Raw genomic sequence first — 20,336 nt, 5'->3', positions numbered from 1 at the left:
ACGTGCACACCCTGATCTCCCTGACCGCGCCTGCCGTGCTGCCGGCGGTCGACCCGGTCGTCGCTGCCCCCGAGTGGAGCGGCGGGCAGGCGGCCGTCTGGCTCGTCGCGCTGCCGCTGCTGTCCGCCGCGGTGCTCCTGCTGCTCGGCCGCCGTGCCGACCGGTGGGGCCACTGGCTCGGCGTCCTCGCCTCGGCCGGCGCCTTCGTCGTCGGCGTCGTGCTGCTCCTGGCCGTGCTCGGCCAGCCCGCCGGCCAGCGCGTGCACGACGTGCACCTGGCCACGTGGCTGGACGCGGGTGCCCTGAGCATCGACGCCGGTCTGCGGGTGGACCCGCTGTCGCTGACGTTCGTCCTGCTCGTGACCTTCGTCGGCACCCTGATCCACGTGTACTCCGTGGCGTACATGGAGCACGACGCGGCGCGGCGCCGGTTCTTCGCCTACCTCAACCTCTTCGTCGCGGCCATGCTGCTGCTGGTCCTGGCGGACTCCTACGTGCTGCTGTTCGTCGGCTGGGAGGGCGTCGGCCTCGCGTCGTACCTGCTCATCGGCTTCTGGAACCACCACACGCCGTACGCGGTCGCCGCGAAGAAGGCGTTCGTGGCCAACCGCATCGGCGACGTCGGCCTCCTGATCGCGATGGGGCTGCTGTTCGCGACGTTCGGCAGCCTGGACTTCGCGACGGTCGAGGCGGGTGCCGCGTCCGGCGACGTCTCGCAGGGCACGCTCACCGCGATCGGCCTCATGCTCCTGCTCGCCGCGTGCGGCAAGTCGGCGCAGTTCCCGCTGCAGTCCTGGCTCGGTGACGCGATGGCGGGCCCGACGCCGGTGTCCGCGCTCATCCACGCCGCGACCATGGTCACCGCGGGCGTGTACCTCATCATCCGGTCGGGCGCCGTGTTCACGGCGGCGCCGACCGCCCAGCTCGTCGTCGCGATCGTCGGTGCGATCACCCTGCTGTTCGGGGCGATCGTCGGCTGCGCCAAGGACGACATCAAGAAGGCGCTGGCCGCCTCGACGATGTCGCAGATCGGGTACATGGTGCTGGCCGCCGGCCTCGGGCCCATCGGCTACGCGTTCGCGATCTTCCACCTGGTGACGCACGGCTTCTTCAAGGCCGGCATGTTCCTCGGTGCCGGCTCCGTCATGCACGGCATGGACGACCAGGTCGACATGCGGCGCTTCGGCGGCCTCGGCCGGTACATGAAGATCACGTACTTCACGTTCATGGCGGGCTGGCTCGCGATCCTCGGGATCCCGCCCTTCGCCGGGTTCTTCAGCAAGGACAAGATCATCGAGGCGGCGTTCGTGCCCGTCGACGGTCAGCCGTGGCGCGCGTGGGTCTTCGGCAGTGTCGCGCTCATCGGCGCGGGCATCACCGCCTTCTACATGTCCCGCCTGTTCTTCATGACGTTCGAGGGGCAGAAGCGCTGGAGCAGGAAGAAGGACGGTAGCGAGCAGCACCCGCACGAGTCCCCGGCGCTCATGACGTGGCCGATGATCGTGCTCGCGGTCGGGTCCGTCGGTCTGGGCTGGGTGCTCTCGAGCGTCGGCTTCGTGGAGTGGCTCGAGCCGTCCGTCGGGCACGCCGAGCACGGCGAGCCCGTGCTCGCGGTACCGGTCCTCATCGGGCTCACGCTCGTCGCCGTGGCGCTCGGGCTCGTCCTCGCGTGGCGCCACTACGCGGTCTCGACCGTGCCGGTGACGCCGCCCCTGGGCACCGCGGTCACCCGCGCCGCCCGCGCCGACCTCTACCAGGACGCCGTCAACGACGCGCTGCTCGTCGCACCCGGCCAGTACCTCACGCGGTCGCTGGTGTACGGCGACAAGGCCGTGGTCGACGGTGCGGTGACCGGGGTCGCCCGGGCGACGGTCGGCGTCGGTGACGTCGTCCGCCGCGTCCAGAACGGGTTCGCCCGCTCGTACGCCGCCGTCATGGTCGTCGGCGTCGTCGCGCTGGCGGTCGTCGTCCTCGCCGTGCGCGGCTGACCGAAGAGCCGACAGGAGATCTGAGAACTGATGTCGAACTTCCCCTGGCTCACCGCGCTGGTGGTGCTGCCGCTGCTCGGCGCCGCGGCCCTGTGGCTGCTGCCCGCCGGTGCCCGTGCGCGTGCGCGGACGGTCGCGCTCGGGTTCGCGCTCGCCGAGGTCCTGCTCGCGGTCGCGGCCTTCGCGGCCTTCGACACGGCCGACGCCGCGGCCCACCAGCTCGTCGAGACCGCGCCCTGGATCCCGGCGCTCGGGGTCTCGTGGGCGCTCGGCGTCGACGGTGTCGGTCTCGCGCTGATCGGCATGTCGGTGGTCCTGGTGCCGCTGGTGGTGCTGGCGGCGTGGCGCGAGCAGGGCTCCACGGACGGTCCCACCGACCGGTTGCGGCACTACCTGGCGCTCGTCCTGCTGCTCGAGGCGTTCATCGTCCTGGTGTTCGCGGCGCGCGACGTCTTCCTGTTCTACGTCGTCTTCGAGGCGATGCTCATCCCCGTCTACTTCATGATCGGCGCGTTCGGCGGTGCCCAGCGGCGCTACGCCGCCGTGAAGTTCCTGCTGTACTCGCTGGCCGGCGGGCTCGTCATGCTCGTGGGCGTCATCGCGCTGTACCTGCAGGGCCCGGGCGGTCCCGAGGGCTTCCTCGTGGAGAACCTCGTCGGCCTCGACCTCGACCCGACGGTCGAGAAGTGGCTGTTCCTGTCGTTCTTCCTGGCCTTCGCCATCAAGGCGCCGATGTTCCCCGTGCACACCTGGCTGCCCGACGCGGCGCAGCAGGCGCCGGCCGGGACGTCGACGCTGCTGGTCGGCGTGCTCGACAAGGTCGGCACGTTCGGGATGCTCACGCTGTGCCTGCCGCTGTTCCCGGCGGCGTCCCGCTGGGCCGCTCCCGTGATCATCGTGCTCGCGGTCGTGTCGATCCTGTACGGGGCGCTGCTGGCCATCGGCCAGAAGGACATGATGCGCCTGGTCGCCTACACGTCCGTGTCGCACTTCGGGTTCATCGTCCTGGGGATCTTCGCCTTCACGTCGACCTCGATCGCCGGCTCGTCGTTCTACATGGTCAACCACGGGCTCTCGACGGGTGCGCTGTTCCTGCTCGTCGGGTTCCTCGCCGCGCGGCGCGGCTCGCAGCAGATCGTCGACTTCGGCGGCCTGCAGAAGGTCGTGCCGGTGCTCGCCGGCCTGTTCCTCGTGGTCGGCCTGTCGGCCCTGTCCCTGCCGGGGCTCTCGACGTTCGTCAGCGAGTTCCTCGTCATCGTCGGCACCTTCGCGCGTCACCCGGCGGCAGCGGTCGTCGCGACGCTCGGCGTCGTGCTCGCCGCGATCTACGTCCTGTGGCTCTACCAGCGCGTGTTCACCGGACCCGTCCGGCCCGAGCTCGCGACCATGACCGACGTCGACGCGCGCGAGCGCTGGGTCGTCGGGCCGCTCATCGCGCTCATGCTGGTCCTCGGGTTCGTGCCCGGGCCGGCGCTCGACCTGGTCCGGCCGCCCGCGCAGGAGAGCGTCGGGCAGCTCGGCGTCGACGACGTGCAGCCCGCGACGACCACCGCCGGTACCGAAGGGAGTGACCAGTGAGCGGCTTCACCGCCCCCGAGATCGCGTGGGGGCCGATGGTCCCCGTGCTGGTCGTGCTGCTGGCGGCCGTCGTCGGCGTGCTGGTCGAGGCGTTCGTGCCCGCCGCGCGTCGCCGCACCGTGCAGCTCGTCCTGACCCTCGCGTCGCTCGCCGGCGCGCTGCTGGCGGTCGCCGCGCTGTGGTCGGGCGTCGAGCGGACGGGCGGCACCGACGTGCTGGGCGGCTCGCTGGTCGTCGACGGCCCGACGCTCGTGCTGCAGGCCACGATCGTGCTGCTCGCGCTGCTGTCGACGCTGATCTTCGCCGACCGCGTCGCGGGCGGTGAGGACGCGTTCGCGCCGTCCGCAGCCGCGGTCCCGGGCTCGGACTACGAGGAGCTCGCGCGGAGCAAGGGCCTGCGGCAGACCGAGGTCTTCCCGCTCCTGCTGTTCGCCACCGGCGGCATGATGATCTTCCCCGCGACGACCGACCTGCTGACGCTCTTCGTCGCGCTCGAGGTGCTCTCGCTCCCGCTGTACCTGCTGTCCGGCATGGGTCGGCGCCGACGCCTGCTGTCGCAGGAGGCGTCGATGAAGTACTTCCTGCTGGGCGCGTTCATCTCGGCGGTCATGCTGTTCGGCATCGGCCTGCTCTACGGCTACGCCGGCTCGCTGCGGTACGCCGACATCGCGGCGGCCACCGCGACGCCGAACGGGCTCGAGGGCCTGCTCGTCGTCGGTGCGCTGCTGCTGCTCGCCGGGCTGTTCTTCAAGGTCGGCGCGGTGCCGTTCCACATGTGGACGCCCGACGTCTACCAGGGCGCCCCGACGCCCGTGACAGCCTTCATGGCCGCCTGCACCAAGGTCGCGGCCTTCGGCGCCCTGCTGCGCGTCGTCTACGGCATGCTGCCGGGGATGGCCTGGGACCTCGAGGTCGTCCTGTGGGTCGTGGCGATCCTCACGATGGTCGTCGGGACGGTCGCGGCCCTCGTGCAGACCGACGTCAAGCGTCTGCTCGCGTACTCGTCGATCGCGCACGCCGGCTTCGTCCTGACGGGTGTCGTCGCGCTCGAGGACTCCGGCATCACGGCCGTGCTGTTCTACCTGCTGGCGTACGGCGCGGCCACGGTGGGCGCGTTCGGGCTCGTGTCGCTCGTGCGCGAGCAGGGCACCGGCGCCGACGGCGCCCCGGCCGTGCTCGGCGAGGCCACGCGCCTGCCGCAGTGGGCGGGGCTGGGACGCTCGCACCCGGTGGTGGCCGTCACGTTCACGCTCTTCCTGCTGTCGTTCGCCGGCATCCCGCTCACCGCGGGCTTCGTCGGCAAGTTCGCGGTGTTCTCCGCGGCGGTGGAGGGCGGGGCGTGGCAGCTGGCGCTGGTCGGCGTGCTCGCCTCGGCCGCGGCGGCGTTCTTCTACGTCCGCATCATCGTGCTCATGTTCTTCACGGAGAGCCACGACGGGACCGACGCGGACCACACCGAGGTCTCCTCGCTCGCGTCCGGCACCACCGCGCCGCCGGCCGGCGGCGCCGACCCGGTCCGTGTCCCGGTGGCGGTCGCGACGGCCGAGGCCGAGCGGACCACGCGCACGGTCGCGGTGGGTGGCGAGGGTCTGACGGTCGTCGCCGTCGCGGTGTGCGCGGCGATCACGGTCGTGCTCGGCGTCGCGCCGTCGCCCGTGCTCGACGCGATCGCGTCGGTGGCGGTCCTGCTGCCGTGAGCCGACGCGGACGGCGCCGACGGGGCGGACCGGGAGCGACCGGACATCACGCCCCCTCGGTTCCTTCCCGCGGCCGTGGTGCGGATAGGTTCGTGCTGTGACGACCGCCCTCGCCCTGCCCCTGCACGACGCCGCGCTCGCCGAGCGCCTCACGGGGCGCCTCCGGCTCGTCGAGGAGCTGCTGCGTGACGCGGTCTCGTACGCCGACCCGATCGCCCACGACGCGTCCCGGCACCTCGTCGACGCCGGCGGCAAGCGGCTGCGTCCGCTGCTGACGCTCCTGACGGCCGAGCTCGGCGACGGCAACCGGCGCGAGGTCGTCGACGCCGCGGCCGTCGTCGAGCTCACGCACCTCGCGACGCTCTACCACGACGACGTCATGGACTCCGCACCGCTGCGCCGCGGGGCACCCTCGGCGCACGAGGTGTGGGGCAACTCGGTGGCCATCCTCACCGGTGACCTGCTGTTCGCCCGCGCGTCGTCCATCGTCTCGGGCCTCGGCCCGGAGGCCGTGCGGATCCAGGCGCAGACGTTCGAGCGGCTGTGCCTCGGGCAGCTCCACGAGACGGTCGGGCCGCGGCCCGACGAGGACCCCGTCGAGCATTACCTCCAGGTGCTCGCGGACAAGACGGCGTCGCTCATCGCGACCTCCGCACGGTTCGGTGCGATGTTCGCCGGCTGCCGGCCGGACGAGGTGCGCACGGTCACGCAGTTCGGCGAGACCATCGGCGTCGCGTTCCAGCTCGCGGACGACGTCATCGACCTCACCTCCGACGGCACCGTCACCGGCAAGACCCCCGGCACCGACCTGCGCGAGGGCGTGCCGACGATGCCGGCGCTGCTGCTGCGCTCGCGTGCCGCGTCGGGGCCTGCCGGCTCGGCCGACCGGGAGGTCGTGGCGCTCCTGGACTCCGACCTGAGCGACGACGGCGACCTCGCGGTCGCCGTCGCAGCGCTGCGTGAGCACGAGGTCGTCGCCGTCACCCGCCGTCGCGCCGTCGAGCTGGCGCGCCAGGCCGTCACGGAGCTGGCGCCGCTGCCGCCCGGCGCCGTGAAGGACGCCCTGGTCGCGTTCGCCGACGCCCTCGTCGACCGCGCGTCGTGACGCGGTAGCGGCGATGGTTGCGGGCGTCCGGCTGCGGTACGGCGTCGCCACCGACCAGGCGGCGCGGGAGACCAACGAGGACACGGCGTCGGCGTCGGACGGGTTGTTCCTCGTCGCCGACGGCATGGGTGGGCACGAGGCCGGCGAGGTCGCGTCGCGCGTCGCCGTGGACGTCGTGGCCCGGCTCGCCGGGACGACCCCGACCATGGACGACGTCACGCGCGTCGTGCGCGAGGCCCACAGCGCCGTCCGGGAGCTGCCCGCGGAGGGGCAGCGGCGTCCCGGGACGACGCTCACGGGTGTCGTCGTCACCGAGCACGCGGGCGTGCCGTGCTGGCTCGTCCTCAACGTCGGCGACTCGCGCACGTACCGCATGGCGGGCGGCATGCTCGAGCAGGTCACGCAGGACCACTCGGAGGTGGCCGAGCTCGTCGAGCAGGGGCTGGTCGCGGTCGAGGACGCCGCGCGCCACCCTCGGCGGCACGTCGTGACGCGGGTGCTGGGCGGCGCCGCGTCCCGTGTGGACCCCGACCTGCGGATGTTCCCGGTCAGCCCCGGCGACCGCATGGTGATGTGCTCCGACGGCCTGACGGAGGCGCTGTCCGACGCGCGCGTCCAGGCGGTGCTGCGCACCGAGCGGCACCCGCGGGCCGCCGCCGACCGCCTCGTGCGCGAGGCGCTCGCCGCCGGTGCGCAGGACAACGTGACCGTCGTGGTCGTGGACGCGGTGGCCGTCACCCGGGAACCGGGCGCGGCCACGGGCGCCGACGTGGCACGATGACCGCGCACCCGACCCCGGAGGACCGCCCGTGAGCACCCGCGCCTCGGCCCCGCGCTGCGCATCGTGCGGCATGCCGCTCGCCCCCGACGCCGAGTCCTGCGCCGTCTGCGGGGCCCGGGTCCCGCTGATCGCGCGCCCCGCGACGGAGGACGACGACGTCCCGGGCGACGACGACGCCCCCCGTGCGGGCGGTCTGGCCGCGCGCCGGGCAGCCGCGGGCGGCACCGCGTCGCGGGAGAGCGTCGCATCCGCGGCCTCACCGCCTGCCGGTGGCACCGCGAGCGGTCTGCGCCCACCCTCGTCGCACCGCGCGGACGCCCCGCTCACGGGTTCTGCCCCGTCCCTGGGCCCCGCGCCGCTCCCCGGCGCTGCACCGCTCCCCGCACCGCCCGTGCCGACGCCGCCCGCCGCCTTCGACGCGGCCGCGGCCGCGCGTGACGTGCGGGCCTCGGCCCGACCGACGCGCCCCGCCCCGTCGCGCGCCGCGGACGTCCCGCCGCCCGTCGGGACGCGCGTGCTGGCGTACGCGATCGACGTCGTCGCCGCGGCGGCCGCGGCCGGCGTGGGGCTGCTCGTGGTCCGGCTCACCGACGGCGGGATGGTGCTGCTGCCCGCGCTGCTGGGCCTGCTGGTCGCCGTCGCGCAGGTGCTCGCGGAGGGCCTCGGTGGGGCGACGCTCGGGGCGCGCCTGATGGGCCTGCGGACCGTCGACGAGCGCACGGGCGGCGTCCCGGGCGTCTGGCGCGCGCTGCTCCGGCAGCTCGTGGTCGGTGCGGGGACCCTCGCCTGCCTCGTCGGCAACTGGGTCGTGGCAGCCTCGGCCGCGTGGGACTCCGGTCCGCGCCGTCGCGGGTGGCACGACAAGGCGTCGGGCACCACGGTGGTGCACGCGCACGCGTCGTCCGCACGTCCGGCCCGTCCCGCTGCGGCCGCCGGCCCGCAGGGCGCCGCGCGGCCGTGGACGCCCTCGGCGCCCTCGGGTCCCGCCGTCCCCACCGCCCCCGTCCCCGCCGCCCCTGCCCCCGACGCCTCCGTGGACGACTTCCTCTTCGCCCCCGCGCCGCCGGCCGTCCCGGTCCTGCCGCCGCCGGCGTCGGCGACGACGCCCGTGACGCCCCCGCTCGCCGACCTCGTCCCCGCGGCGCCCGCCGGGGCCACCCCGCGGCCCGCTGCCGGGCTGCCCGAGGTCGATCTGCTGCCCCCGCCCCCCGCTGCGGTCCCGGGGCAGGGCGGCGCGCGTCCGGCCGCCGGGCAGGCCGTGGCGCACGCGCTGGACGAGGACCTCGCGGAGCTCGAGCACACGCGCGTGCGGGACCCGGAGTCCCTGCGCCGCCGCACCGGCACCCTCGCGCTGCACTTCGACACCGGTGAGCGCGTGCGCGTCGTGGGTCGCGGCCTCGTGGGCCGTGGGCCACGGGCCGAGGACGGCCAGGACATCCTGCACGTGGTCGTGCTGAGCGATGCCGCGCGGTCGCTCTCGCGCGTGCACGCCGAGTTCGGCCCCGAGGCGGCGACGGCCGACGAGGACTCCGCCATCTGGGTGTGCGACCGCGGCTCCACCAACGGCACGGTCGTCATCGACCCTGCGGGCACGGCCCGCGTGCTGCCGGCGAACACCCGGGCCCTCGTCGGCGCCGGCTGGACCGTGCGCCTGGGCGACCGTGAGGCGCGCGTCGAGGCCGACTGACGGCCGCACGCGACGTCGTCAGGCGGCGGTCGGCGCGCGCGGCGAGGGCCGCCGCGAGTGCCGCAGCCCGTCCACCGTCAGCACGACGAGCGCGAGCCACACCAGCCCGAAGCCCCACCACCGGGCGGGGGGCATCTGCTCGCCCGCGACCAGCACGCCGATGGCCAGCTGCAGGACCGGTGCCAGGTACTGCAGCAGGCCCACGGTCGTCAGCGGCAGGCGCCGCGCGGCCGAGTTGAACAGCAGCAGCGGCACCGCCGTGAGGACGCCCGTGCCGACGAGCGCGAGGCCGTGCAGGTCGAGCGCGAACGTGCCGGCACCCGTGGCGTGGAGCCACACGAGGTAGAGCACGGCGACGGGCGCCAGGACCGTGGTCTCGGCGGCCAGTCCCGGCAGCGCGGTGACGCGCGGCCCGACGCGGCTCTTGATGAGCCCGTAGGTGCCGAAGCTGCCCGCCAGCACCAGGGCGATCCACGGCAGGCGCCCGTAGCCGACCGACAGCACGACGACCGCGGCGACGCCGCAGCCGACCGCGACCCACTGCACCGTGCGCAGGCGCTCCTTGAGCACGACCACCGCGAGCGCGATCGTGACGAGCGGGTTGATGAAGTACCCCAGCGCCGCGTCCACGACGTGGCCGGTGGTCACACCGTGGACGAACACGAGCCAGTTGACCGCGAGGAGCACGGCCGCGAGCGTGAGCCGCAGGAGCAGCGCGCGGTCCCGCAGGATCGTGACGAAGGGGCGCCACGTGCCGGTGACCTGCAGCAGGACCAGGCAGAACAGGAGCGACCACACGACGCGGTGCGCGATGATCTCGACCGGGTCGGAGGGGGTCAGCAGCGGGAAGTACAGGGGGAGGGCGCCCCACAGCGCGTAGGCGCCGACGCCGGCGGCGAGGCCGCCGCGGCGACCGGGGGCGGGTGCGTCCACGCGGCGACTCTAGGCGGGGTCCGCGTGCTGTCCACATCGTGGGCTGTCCGTATCGTGGAGTGGACGTCGAGCAGGTGCGTGCCCGCGTCCTAGACTTGGCAGGCACTGCTCTCGCACCGACGGCGGGGCGCGGCCGTGTGGCGCGACGTCACCTCCGTCCGGACGCCCCGTCGTGCGAGGGCTCCCCACAGCGGAAGGCAACCAGGTCCCGTGAGCACCCCGACCCTGCGCGTCGCGATCGTCGGCGCCGGTCCGGCCGGCATCTACGCGGCCGACATCCTGTCGAAGACCGACCTCGACGTCAGCATCGACCTGTTCGAGCGGCTCCCGGCACCGTTCGGCCTCGTGCGCTACGGCGTGGCCCCCGACCACCCGCGGATCAAGCAGATCATCGTCGCGCTGCACAAGGTGCTCGAGCGCGGTGACATCCGCCTGCTCGCGAACGTCGACTACGGGACCGACCTCAAGCTCGACGACCTGCGCACCTTCTACGACGCGGTCATCTTCTCCACGGGCTCGATCCGCGACGCGGACCTGCCGATCCCGGGCATCGACCTCGAGGGCTCCTACGGTGCCGCCGACTTCGTCTCCTGGTACGACGGGCACCCCGACGTGCCGCGCACGTGGCCCCTGGAGGCCACGCAGGTCGCCGTGCTGGGCGCGGGCAACGTCGCGCTCGACGTGGCCCGCATCCTGGCCAAGCACGCCGACGACCTGCTGCCCACCGAGCTCCCGCAGAACGTCTACGACATCCTCAAGGCGAACCCGGTCACCGACGTCCACGTCTTCGCGCGTCGTGGCCCGGCCCAGGCCAAGTTCTCGCCGCTGGAGCTGCGCGAGCTCGGCCACGTGCCGGACGTCGACACGGTCGTCTACCCCGAGGACTTCGAGTTCGACGAGGGCTCGATGGCCGCGATCCACTCGAGCAACCAGACCAAGCAGGTCGTCAAGACGCTCACGGACTGGACCCTCAAGGAGCCCGAGGACCTCACGGCCTCGCGCCGCATCCACCTGCACTTCCTGCACAAGCCGGTCGAGGTGCTCGGCGAGGACGGCCACGTCGTCGGCCTGCGCACCGAGCGCACGGCGCTCAACGGCGACGGCAACGTCACCGGCACCGGCCAGCTCCACGAGTGGCCCGTCCAGGCCGTCTACCGCGCGGTCGGGTACTTCGGCTCGCCGCTCGTGGACATCCCGTTCGACGACGTCGCCGGGGTCATCCCCAACCGCGAGGGCCGCGTCCTCGACGTCGACGGCGACCACCTGCCGGGCGTGTACGCGACCGGGTGGATCAAGCGCGGCCCGGTCGGGCTCATCGGCCACACCAAGTCGGACGCCTCGGAGACGATCCGTCACCTCGGCGAGGACGTCGCGGCGGCGGGGGAGGCGTTCTACACGGCGACCGAGCGCGACCCGCAGGCGGTGCTCGACTTCCTCGCGCAGCGGGGAGCGGACACCATCGAGTGGTCCGGCTGGGAGCTCCTCGACGCGTACGAGCGGTCCCTGGGCGAGCCCCACGGCCGGGAGCGCGTCAAGGTCGTCCCGCGCGAGCACATGGTCGCGGTCGCGCTGGGGCGCGAGGTCCCGCAGGACTGAGCACGTCGCACGCAGGCCCCCGGACGGTCCGCCCGTCCGGGGGCCTGCGTGCTGCGCCCACGCGCCGTCCGCACGGGAACGTCCGCGGGGCACCGGGCGTTCTGCCGGTAGGCATGTCACGCTCGACGTGGGACGTGGGGGAGGACGAGGAACGCACATGGGGCACCGGCACTACAACGGGCTGAAGACGGCGGCGCTGTTCGGCGCCCTGTGGGTGGTGCTGCTCGGGATCGGGTGGCTCGTCGGGGGCGCACGGTACCTGTGGCTCTTCGCCCTGCTGGGCGTGGCGATGACGGCGTACAGCTACTGGAACTCCGACAAGATCGCGATCCGCGCGATGCGCGCGCGGCCCGTCAGCGAGCTCGAGCAGCCGGTGATGTACCGGATCGTGCGTGAGCTGTCGACGGCGGCCCGCCAGCCCATGCCTCGGCTGTACGTGTCGCCGACGATGGCGCCGAACGCGTTCGCCACGGGGCGCAACCCGCAGCACGCCGCGGTCTGCTGCACCGACGGCATCCTGGCGATCCTCGACGAGCGCGAGCTGCGCGGCGTCCTGGGCCACGAGCTCATGCACGTCTACAACCGGGACATCCTCACGTCGTCGGTGGCCGCCGCGGTCGCGGGCATCATCACCTCGCTGGCGCACCTGGCGCTGTACCTCGGCGGCGGGGACCGACGCGACGGCGGCAACCCGCTCGCGGCCCTGCTGATGGTCTTCCTGGCGCCCCTCGCGGCGACGACGGTCCAGCTGGCGATCTCGCGCACGCGGGAGTTCGACGCCGACGAGGACGGCGCCCGGCTCACCGGGGACCCGCTGGCCCTCGCGTCGGCCCTGCGCAAGCTCGAGGCGGGCACGAACGCGCGCCCCCTGCCGCAGGACCGGGAGCTCGTCGACGTGTCGCACCTCATGATCGCGAACCCGTTCCGCGGCGCCGGGCTGGCGCGGATCTTCGCGACGCACCCCCCGATGCCCGAGCGCATCGCGCGCCTCGAGGCGATGGCGGGCGGCGGGATCACGCGGTACTGAGTCGCGCGCTCACGCGGCGGCGGGTGCCCACCGGAACGCCACGCGCACCAGGCCGTGGTCGCCGGAGCCGTCCGCGCGGTGGTCGGGCGCGCTCAGGTGGTCGTTGACGATCGTGAGGCCGTCGAACAGCCACACCCGGCGCCGGCTGTTGTCGTAGAGCTGCTCGCTGACCAGGACGTGGTCGAGCGACTCGCGCAGGTCCTCGTGCACGTGGGTGTAGTACACGTCGCGGGTGTCGCGGTACTCCTGGAGCGTCTGGGCGGTGTAGAGCCCGGCGTCGGTGCCGCCACGGGCGTCGCCGACGAGGTAGCGCGGCTGGCCCGTGAGGATGTTCACCGTGTTGCTGTGCTGGCCGTCGTTGACGTCGCCGAGCACGACCACGGGCGTGTCGCTGCCCTTCATGAGGTCGGTGAGGACGACCCGCAGCGCCGCCGCCTCCGCGGTCCGGCGGATCGTCGAGATCGCGGCGCCGAGCGCCTCGACGTGCGGGCTGAACGTGTCCGGGTCGTCGCGGTACCAGGCCTCGCGGTCGACCCGCGTCGGGACCTTGGACTTGAGGTGCACGACCGCGACCTCCACGGGCGGACGGTCCGCGCGCGGGGCCACCGCGAACCGCAGCACGGGGCGTGAGAACCGCCGGACGCGCACGTCGATCTCGGGTGCCTGCGGGTCGTGGGTGTCCGAGGCGTGCAGCCGGACGGCGGACGGGAAGTCCGCGACCCACTGCGGCGTGCCGTGCAGCAGCCCGCGCCGCACGAGCGCGGCGCACGTGATGCGTCCGCCCGTCGCCGTGTCCGCGACGACGTCGTAGTCGTCGTCGAGATCGGCGCGCTCCAGGGCCGCGACGAGCGCGTCGCGGTGCCACAGCTCCTGCAGGCCGACCACGTCGGCCCGCAGGTCGCGCAGCCGCTCGGCGAGCCACGCGGTCTTGCGGGCGTACTCACTCTCGGTCCACGGCGCCTGGCCCGGGTTCATGGGCCGGCCCGGCAGCTGCAGGTTGAACAGGTTGACGGTCGCGACGGTGAAGCGGTCCAGCGGCATGACGTCCCCCCGGGGTGCCGGCCCCGGCCGTCGTGGCCGGCACCATCGAGGAGCACGCGGACGTCGTGCGGGATACGTCCTACCGGTAGTTGACGAACTGCAGGGCGGCGTCGACGTCGGCGCCCTTGAGCAGTGCGATGACCGTCTGCAGGTCGTCCCGGCTCTTCGCGGTCACCCGCAGCTCGTCGCCCTGGATCTGCGTCTTGACGCCCTTGGGCCCCTCGTCGCGCACGATCTTCGCGAGCTTCTTGGCGATCTCGGTGCTCAGGCCCTCCTTGATGGCCCCGGACAGCCGGTACTCCTTGCCCGACGGCTGCGGCTCGTTCTCGCCCGTGTCGAGGGCCTTGAGGGAGATGCCGCGCTTGATGAGCTTGGTCTGGAAGACGTCGAGCACCGCGAGCACCCGCTCGGGGGAGTTCGCGACCATCAGGACGCTGTCTCCGCTCCAGGCGATGGACGCACCGACCCCCTTGAAGTCGTAGCGCTGCGTGATCTCCTTCGCGGCCTGGTTCAGCGCGTTGTCGACCTCCTGGCGGTCGACCTTGCTGACGACGTCGAACGACGACTCGCTCGCCATGCTGCTCCCTCCCTGCACCCGTGCGGGTGCGTCTGCGGTCCGGCGGAGGGGGGCCGTGCGGGACCGTGGCGCGCGGGGCGCGGGACGTGGTCCACGTGTCGCGACGCGGCGATGTGCACGAGCCCCCTCTCGGAGTTGCTATCCTTCCATCCGCACGCCGTTCGCGCGGACGCGCCGCCCCCGTCGTACGAGCTCTCGTACGCAGGGGACGACGCCGACGACGCGGCCGCGCGCCCCTTGGCGGGTTACCCGAGTGGCCAAAGGGGGCTGACTGTAAATCAGCTGGCAACGCCTACGGGGGTTCGAATCCCTCACCCGCCACGCACCGAAGGGGACGTCCTGCCGGACGTCCCCTTCGTCGTCCCCGGGGGCGGGGTCGCGGTGCCCGTGCGTCAGCAGGTCCAGGTGCCCTGGGTGAGCGACACCGTGGTGCCCTCGTCGCGCGTGTCGAAGATCCCGGCGTCCTCCTCGGACGCGAAGGACACCCCGACGCCCACCGGCTCGGCGTACCCGGTGAGCCCCGAGAGCTGCTCCTGCGCACCGCTCTGGCAGCCGGGGGACCAGGGCTCGACCTCGTAGCCCTCCTCGGCGAGGCGGCCGACCTCGGTGGCGAGCGCGGGGTCGTCGCCGTTCTCGGCGATGGCGGTCCACACGACGAAGAACTCGCCGTCGGCGTCCGCGGGCGTGATCGCCTCCGGCCACTCGGCGGTGGAGGGGTCGACGCCGTCGTCGCCGCTGCAGGCGGCGACGGTGAGCAGGGCGGCGACGGACAGGACGGCGGCGGCCGTGCGGACGCGACGGTGACGGGGGGTGCGCATGCGCCGGATCGTGGCACGCGAGGCGGCCGCCCGCGACGAACTGAAACGCTTCGGCAGGGTGCTCCAGGAGCCGTACCGGCGGGCCCGGCCGCGGGCTCGAGGGGGCTCTGCGGAGACGATTTCACGGGCACCCCGCTGCGCGTGTACTCTGGTCCGCGCTGCCCCGATAGCTCAGTCGGCAGAGCGTCTCCATGGTAAGGAGAAGGTCAAGGGTTCGATTCCCTTTCGGGGCTCTGTGGTGTGTCACGGGCCGGTCGTCCTCAGACGGTCGGCCCGGGACATGACCGCTGTGGCGGGATAGCTCAGGTGGTTAGAGCACACGGCTCATAATCGTGGTGTCGCGGGTTCGAATCCCGCTCCCGCTACCACGTCCGGCGAAGATCCGTCGCAGCAGCGCGCGTCGGCCGGCGCGCGCCAGGAGAAGAAACGCAGCCCCCGCGGGGCGCGAGAGGTGACACGAACATGGCCAGCAAGAGCGCGGACGTCCGCCCCAAGATCACTCTCGCCTGCACGGAGTGCAAGGAGCGGAACTACATCACCAAGAAGAACCGTCGGAACAACCCCGACCGGCTCGAGATGAAGAAGTACTGCCCGCGGGACAACAAGCACACGGTGCACCGCGAGACCCGCTGACGCGGGCCACGGCAGCCGACCGACCAGCTGACGTGCCGGTCGACACCACGTTCGCCGGGCGGGTCTACCCGCCCGGCGACACGTATGTGGTCTCCCGTGAGAAGCTCCGGGAGTTCGCCGAGGCGACGGGTGCCACGCACCCGGCCCACACGGACGTGGACGCAGCCCGTGCCCTGGGGCATCCCGACGTCGTCGCGCCGCCCACGTTCGCCGTGGTGGTCGCGCAGCGCGCCGAGGCGCAGTACGTCGAGGACCCCGCCGCGGGCGTCGACTTCAGCCGCGTCGTGCACGCCGACGAGCGGTTCAGGCACCACCGGCCCATCCGCGCCGGGGACCACCTGCGGACCACGCTGCACGTCGACGCCGTCACGCAGCGTGCGGGGCTGTCGATGATCACCACCCGGTGCGAGATCGCCGACGCGGCCGGGGAGCCCGTCGCGACCGTCGTCTCGACCCTCGCCGTGCGACCCGAGGACGACGCGTGACCGCGGGCACCCGGCCCGAGGCGGGCGACCTCGCGGTCGGCCAGGAGGTCGCCCGGCGCACCATCGCCGTCGACCGCGCGCGCCTCGTGCGGTACGCGGGCGCCTCCGGCGACTTCAACCCCATCCACTGGAACGAGCGGGTGGCCACGTCCGTCGGGCTGCCCGGTGTGATCGCGCACGGCATGTGGACGATGGGTGCGGCCGCCGCGGTGGTCGAGGACTGGGCGGGGGACCCCGGCGCCGTCGTCGACTACCGGACGCGCTTCACGCGTCCCGTGCCCGTCCCGGACCCCGGTGAGGCCTCCGTCGAGGTGGTCGCCACGGTCGGCGCGCTGGACGCCGACGCGGGCACGGTCCGGCTCGACCTCACGGTGAGCGTCGAGGGCGTGCGTGTCCTGGGCAAGGCACAGGCGGTCGTCCGCCTCGTCTGAGCCGCCGCCGCCGCGCGTCAGGCGCCCGGTGGGACCGGCCCGGTCGTCGTGCCGATGCGCAGCTGCACCGGCAGCACGCGCGGCTCCGGCGTGCGGCCCGCGAGCAGCTCCGCGACGGCCTCGCCGATGGCCGCGCCCTTCTCGGCGAGCGGCTGGGCGACGCTCGTCAGCACGTCGGGCGCCAGCCAGGGCAGATCCAGGCCGTCGAACCCGGCGACGGACACGTCCTGCGGCACCCGCAGCCCGAGCTCGCGCGCCGCCAGCACGACGCCCGACGCGAGCAGGTCCGACTGGCACACGATCGCGGTGGGCCGGTCGGGTCGCGACAGGAGCGCGCGCCCGGCGGCCGCACCGTTCTCGACGAGCGACGCGGGCGTCTCCCAGACGACCGTGGGCGTGACGCCCGCGTCGGTGACGCCCGCGAGCCGCCGCCGCGTGATCTCCCAGGAGATGCCGGCGAGGCGCACGGGGTCGGCGGCGCCCTCCGAGCGGTCCCGGTCGAACGGCATGGTCACGGTCGCGATGCGGGTGTGGCCGAGGCCGAGCACGTGCTGGGTGAGCTCGATCATCCCGCCGTGGTCGTCGATGCCCACGGCCGCGACGTCGGGCTGCGGCGTGCCCTCGACCAGGACGGTCGGCGTGCCTCGGCGGCGGAGCATCTCCAGGACGGGGTCGTCGGTGGTGCCGCCCCACATCTGCACGGCGACGTCCATGGCTGCCGACTCCAGCAGCGGGTCGACCGCCGGCTGCGACGGGTCGTCCGGTCCGGGGATCAGCAGCACGCCGAGGCCGAGCGGTCCGAGCGTGCCGGTCAGGCCGTCGAGGACCTGCACGGCGACCGGGTCGCGGAACGCACGCCGCAGCGCGTCGCCCATGATCACGCCGACGATCCCGGACCGTCCGCGACGCAGCTGACGTCCGAGGGGGTTGGGGCCCGCGTACCCGAGCGCGCGGGCGGCCGCCAGGACGCGTGAGCGCGTGGCGTCCGCGATGGGTCCCGAGCCGGAGAACGCGAGGGAGGCGGTCGAGACCGACACACCTGCGCTCGCGGCGACGTCGGCCAGGGTGGTGCGCTGCGCGGACAGGGCGGACCTCCGGGGCCGGCGAGGCGGTCAGGGGACGTTTGACGTCGCGGTCAGCGTACCCGCACCATGGAGGGGAACCCTCGAATCGATTCGAGGGTGAGGTGCGCCGCCACGGCGTGCCCCCGGACCTCGCGTCCGCACCCCCGGCCCCTGCCCACCCGGAGCCCCTCTGTGTCCCCGCACGCCCCGTCGGTCGTCTCCCGCGCGCGCCTCCTGCTCGTCGGGCTCTTCGCCCTCGCCGGCCTCGCCTTCGCGAGCTGGCTCGCGCGCATCCCCACCGTCCGCGACCTCCTGGACCTCAGCACGGCCGACCTCGGGCTGCTGCTGCTCGTCGGGTCGGTCGGCTCCCTGCTGACGGTCACCACGGCAGGCGCCCTGGTGCAGCGTCTGGGCAGCCGTCGCGTGCTGCTCGTCTCGACCCTCGTGCTCGCCACCGCGCTCGTGCTGCTCGGCGTCGGCCCGACCGTGGGTTCCCGTGCGCTGCTCGCCGCGGGCATCTTCCTCAACGGCGTCGCGGTCGCGCTCGGCAACGTCGCGATCAACGTCGAGTCGGCCCGCATCGAGCGTGCCCTGGGGCGCACCGTCATCCCGCAGTTCCACGCCGCCTTCTCGATCGGTGCGGTCGTCGGGTCGGGTGCGGGAGCCGTCGCCTCCGCGGCGGGCGTGCCCGTGGGCGTGCAGCTGCCGCTCACCGCGGTCGTCGTCGTGGTGTGGCGCCTGGCGTCGCTGCGGGGCGTGGTGCTGCCGGCACCCGTCGTGGCCGCGGCTGCGCGGGCGGCGGCCCCGCCCGTCGCGGCGCCCCCGGTCTCGCGCGCACGGCGCGGCGCACGACGCCTCGCGACGGCGCTCGACGCGTGGCGTGAGCCGCGCACGCTGCTCGTCGGCGTCGTCGTGCTGTCCGCCGCGTTCTCCGAGGGCGCCGCCAACAACTGGCTGTCGCTCGCGGTCGTCGACGGTTTCGCCCGCTCGGAGTCCGTCGGCGGCGCGGTGCTCGGCCTCTTCGTCGCCTCGATGACCGTCGTGCGCCTGCTCGGGACGCGGCTCATCGACCGGTACGGGCGTGTCGCCGTGCTGCGCGCGTCCGGTGGTGCGTCGGTCGTCGGCCTGCTGCTCTTCGGCTTCGCGCCGAGCCTCGCGCTCGCGTGCGCGGGCGTGGTCCTGTGGGGCGCCGGCGCCGCCCTCGCGGTGCCCGTCGGCATCGCCGCCGCGTCCGACGACCCCGTGCGGGCCGCAGGTCGCGTCGCGGTGGTCTCGGCGTTCGCGTCGGTCGCGTCGCTCGTCGCGCCGCCCGTGCTGGGGCTCGCCGCGCAGTCCGTCGGCGCGCGCCAGGCTCTCGTGCTCATCGTCGCCGCCATGGTCGCGAGCGTCGTGGTCGCCCCGGCCGTCGCCCCGCAGACGTCCGACGTGCCCGCGCCGGGAGGTGCGGGTCCTGCCACGCCCGGTGACGGGCCGCCCCGCCTCGGTGGCGACCCGGTCGCGTCCGCCGACCTCGACCACCTCGTCCGGGCCCGCCGCCACCTGCCGTCGGTCCGCGCGGTCCGGCTGCGCCGACGGCCACGGGCCGGTCGACCCGGCGCACGCGGAGGTGCACGATGAGCGGCGTGGCCGACGTCCGCCCCGCACCCGCGCCGCGCGACGTCCGGCTCGCGTCGGCGGCCGTGTTCGCCGTCTTCCTGCTCTCGGGGGTGAACTTCGCCTCCTGGGCCGCCCGGCTCCCGGCCGTGCGCGACGCGCTGAGCCTGACGCCCGAGCGGATGGGCGTCCTGCTGCTCATCGGCGCCGCCGGCTCGCTCGTCTCGCTGCCGCTGTCCGGGCTCGTGGTCGAGCGCTGGGGCGCGCGCCGCACCGTGCTCGGGTTCGCGTGCGTCAACGCGTCGGGGTTCGCGCTGGCCGCCCTCGGCGTCACCACGGGCCACGTCGTCCTCGTGGGCGTCGGGCTCGTGCTCGCGGGGGCCGGTGCCGGCGTCTGGGACGCGGCGATGAACATCGAGGGGGCGGTGGTCGAGCAGCGGCTGGGCCGGACCGTCATGCCGCGTTACCACGCGGGCTTCTCGCTCGGCACGATGGCAGCCGCCGGCGTCGCCGCGGGCGCGGCGGCGCTGCACGTGCCCGTCCAGGTGCACCTGCCCGTGGTCCTCGTCCTGTCGACGACCGCCGTCGTGGTGGCCGTGCGCGCGTTCCTCGCCGACCCGGCACCCCGCGGTGCCCACGCGATCGTCGACGGGGACGGCCCACGCGCCGCACGGCCTGCCGGCGGTGCGCGCGGTGCGCTCGGTGCGTGGCTCGAGCCGAGGACCCTGCTCCTGGGTCTCGTGGTGCTCGCCGCCGCGCTCACCGAGGGCGCCGCGAACGACTGGGTGAGCCTCGCGGTCGTCGACGGCTTCGGCACCGCGCACGCGACCGGAGCCGTCGCCTTCGGGCTGTTCGTCACGGCGATGACGGCGATGCGGATGTTCGGCACCGCGCTGCTCGACCGCTACGGCCGTGTCGCGGTGCTGCGGCTGTGCGTCGGGCTGGCCGGCGCCGGCCTGCTGGTCTTCGGTCTGGCGGACCAGCTGTGGCTCGCGCTCGTCGGCGTCGCCGCATGGGGTGCGGGCGCCGCGCTGGGCTTCCCCGTCGGGATGAGCGCGGCCGCCGACGACCCGCAGCGCGCCGCGCCGCGCGTCGCGGTCGTCTCGACGGTCGGCTACGCGGCCTTCCTCGCGGGCCCCCCGCTGCTCGGCCTGCTCGCGGAGCACGTCGGCTACCGGCACGCGCTGCTGGCCATCCTCGCGCCCGTCGTGCTCGGTCTGCTGGTCACCGGCGCGGCCCGGCCGCCCGCGGGCGCCGCGGTGCCGAGCGCCGCGGACCGTGCCGCGCCGCCCGCGGTCTAGC

General features: G+C 74.2%; 18 protein-coding genes and 3 tRNA genes. 16 read left to right on the top strand and 5 right to left on the bottom strand.

Going from position 1 to position 20,336, the window contains the following annotated elements; genetic code table 11:
- Positions 1-2: 2 nt before the first annotated feature.
- The 6 genes from nuoL (at position 3) to KKR89_RS13390 (ending at position 8,836) form a co-directional block, all read left to right on the top strand.
- Positions 3-1,988, top strand: a complete 1,986-nt coding sequence (gene nuoL / locus KKR89_RS13415; protein ID WP_372438567.1) for an NADH-quinone oxidoreductase subunit L — start codon at positions 3-5, stop codon at positions 1,986-1,988.
- 30 nt (positions 1,989-2,018) lie between these two features.
- Positions 2,019-3,566, top strand: a complete 1,548-nt coding sequence (locus tag KKR89_RS13410) for an NADH-quinone oxidoreductase subunit M (protein WP_208195872.1) — start codon at positions 2,019-2,021, stop codon at positions 3,564-3,566.
- The gene (gene nuoN / locus KKR89_RS13405) at positions 3,563-5,263 is read left to right on the top strand and encodes an NADH-quinone oxidoreductase subunit NuoN (RefSeq protein ID WP_208195871.1); all 1,701 of its coding nucleotides are present in this window, start codon (positions 3,563-3,565) and stop codon (positions 5,261-5,263) included. Before KKR89_RS13410 ends, nuoN begins: the two co-directional genes overlap by 4 nt.
- Before the next feature lie 97 nt (positions 5,264-5,360).
- Positions 5,361-6,368, top strand: a complete 1,008-nt coding sequence (locus tag KKR89_RS13400; protein ID WP_208195870.1) for a polyprenyl synthetase family protein — start codon at positions 5,361-5,363, stop codon at positions 6,366-6,368.
- A 13-nt stretch (positions 6,369-6,381) separates the two neighbouring features.
- Positions 6,382-7,149: a PP2C family protein-serine/threonine phosphatase gene (locus KKR89_RS13395; protein WP_208195869.1), complete on the top strand. Its 768-nt coding sequence runs from the start codon at positions 6,382-6,384 to the stop codon at positions 7,147-7,149.
- 28 nt (positions 7,150-7,177) lie between these two features.
- Positions 7,178-8,836, top strand: coding sequence for an RDD family protein (locus KKR89_RS13390; RefSeq protein ID WP_208195868.1), 1,659 nt, complete (start codon positions 7,178-7,180; stop codon positions 8,834-8,836).
- 18 nt (positions 8,837-8,854) lie between these two features.
- Here the strand turns inward: KKR89_RS13390 and rarD are convergent, their stop codons facing one another.
- Positions 8,855-9,769 carry an EamA family transporter RarD gene (gene rarD / locus KKR89_RS13385; protein WP_208195867.1) on the bottom strand — a complete coding sequence of 305 codons (915 nt, stop codon included), beginning with the start codon at positions 9,767-9,769 and terminating at the stop codon, positions 8,855-8,857.
- 210 nt (positions 9,770-9,979) lie between these two features.
- On the opposite strand from rarD, the gene KKR89_RS13380 reads away from it, so the two are divergent.
- Both KKR89_RS13380 and htpX read left to right on the top strand, forming a co-directional pair.
- The gene (locus KKR89_RS13380) at positions 9,980-11,365 is read left to right on the top strand and encodes an FAD-dependent oxidoreductase (protein ID WP_208195866.1); all 1,386 of its coding nucleotides are present in this window, start codon (positions 9,980-9,982) and stop codon (positions 11,363-11,365) included.
- Between the two features lie 157 nt (positions 11,366-11,522).
- Positions 11,523-12,392, top strand: coding sequence for a zinc metalloprotease HtpX (gene htpX / locus KKR89_RS13375; RefSeq protein WP_208195865.1), 870 nt, complete (start codon positions 11,523-11,525; stop codon positions 12,390-12,392).
- 9 nt (positions 12,393-12,401) lie between these two features.
- Here the strand turns inward: htpX and KKR89_RS13370 are convergent, their stop codons facing one another.
- Positions 12,402-13,433 (bottom strand): endonuclease/exonuclease/phosphatase family protein, encoded by a 1,032-nt coding sequence (locus KKR89_RS13370; RefSeq protein WP_208195864.1) that lies wholly within the window; start codon positions 13,431-13,433, stop codon positions 12,402-12,404.
- 79 nt (positions 13,434-13,512) lie between these two features.
- A complete protein-coding gene (locus tag KKR89_RS13365; protein ID WP_208195863.1) occupies positions 13,513-14,010 on the bottom strand; it encodes a YajQ family cyclic di-GMP-binding protein in 498 nt (165 codons plus the stop codon).
- A 239-nt stretch (positions 14,011-14,249) separates the two neighbouring features.
- Here KKR89_RS13365 and KKR89_RS13360 point away from each other — a divergent pair.
- Positions 14,250-14,331 (top strand) — tRNA-Tyr (locus tag KKR89_RS13360).
- Positions 14,332-14,402: 71 nt separating this feature from the next.
- On the opposite strand, the gene KKR89_RS13355 is transcribed toward KKR89_RS13360, so the two are convergent.
- Positions 14,403-14,828, bottom strand: coding sequence for a hypothetical protein (locus tag KKR89_RS13355; protein ID WP_208195862.1), 426 nt, complete (start codon positions 14,826-14,828; stop codon positions 14,403-14,405).
- Between the two features lie 160 nt (positions 14,829-14,988).
- Between KKR89_RS13355 and KKR89_RS13350 the strand changes: the two genes are divergently transcribed.
- The 5 genes from KKR89_RS13350 (at position 14,989) to KKR89_RS13330 (ending at position 16,377) form a co-directional block, all read left to right on the top strand.
- A tRNA-Thr gene (locus KKR89_RS13350) sits at positions 14,989-15,061 on the top strand.
- Positions 15,062-15,119: 58 nt separating this feature from the next.
- A tRNA-Met gene (locus KKR89_RS13345) sits at positions 15,120-15,196 on the top strand.
- A 94-nt stretch (positions 15,197-15,290) separates the two neighbouring features.
- Positions 15,291-15,461 (top strand): 50S ribosomal protein L33, encoded by a 171-nt coding sequence (rpmG, locus tag KKR89_RS13340; protein WP_191782268.1) that lies wholly within the window; start codon positions 15,291-15,293, stop codon positions 15,459-15,461.
- A 32-nt stretch (positions 15,462-15,493) separates the two neighbouring features.
- Complete coding sequence (locus KKR89_RS13335) at positions 15,494-15,946, top strand: MaoC family dehydratase N-terminal domain-containing protein (protein WP_208195861.1); 453 nt, start codon at positions 15,494-15,496, stop codon at positions 15,944-15,946.
- Positions 15,943-16,377 carry a MaoC family dehydratase gene (locus tag KKR89_RS13330; protein WP_208195860.1) on the top strand — a complete coding sequence of 145 codons (435 nt, stop codon included), beginning with the start codon at positions 15,943-15,945 and terminating at the stop codon, positions 16,375-16,377. Before KKR89_RS13335 ends, KKR89_RS13330 begins: the two co-directional genes overlap by 4 nt.
- A gap of 17 nt (positions 16,378-16,394) precedes the next feature.
- Here the strand turns inward: KKR89_RS13330 and KKR89_RS13325 are convergent, their stop codons facing one another.
- The gene (locus KKR89_RS13325) at positions 16,395-17,462 is read right to left on the bottom strand and encodes a LacI family DNA-binding transcriptional regulator (protein ID WP_208196361.1); all 1,068 of its coding nucleotides are present in this window, start codon (positions 17,460-17,462) and stop codon (positions 16,395-16,397) included.
- A gap of 171 nt (positions 17,463-17,633) precedes the next feature.
- Here KKR89_RS13325 and KKR89_RS13320 point away from each other — a divergent pair, with 171 nt between their 5' ends.
- Together KKR89_RS13320 and KKR89_RS13315 are read left to right on the top strand one after the other, a co-directional pair.
- Positions 17,634-19,058, top strand: a complete 1,425-nt coding sequence (locus tag KKR89_RS13320; RefSeq protein ID WP_251140892.1) for an MFS transporter — start codon at positions 17,634-17,636, stop codon at positions 19,056-19,058.
- Positions 19,055-20,335: an MFS transporter gene (locus tag KKR89_RS13315; protein WP_208195858.1), complete on the top strand. Its 1,281-nt coding sequence runs from the start codon at positions 19,055-19,057 to the stop codon at positions 20,333-20,335. The genes KKR89_RS13320 and KKR89_RS13315 overlap by 4 nt, the downstream gene beginning before the upstream one ends.
- Position 20,336 lies beyond the last annotated feature (1 nt).

Source organism: Cellulomonas dongxiuzhuiae, assembly GCF_018623035.1.
In the GTDB taxonomy this organism is placed as follows: Bacteria; Actinomycetota; Actinomycetes; order Actinomycetales; family Cellulomonadaceae; genus Cellulomonas; species Cellulomonas dongxiuzhuiae.
This window is presented reverse-complemented; position numbering and strand designations above follow the sequence as displayed.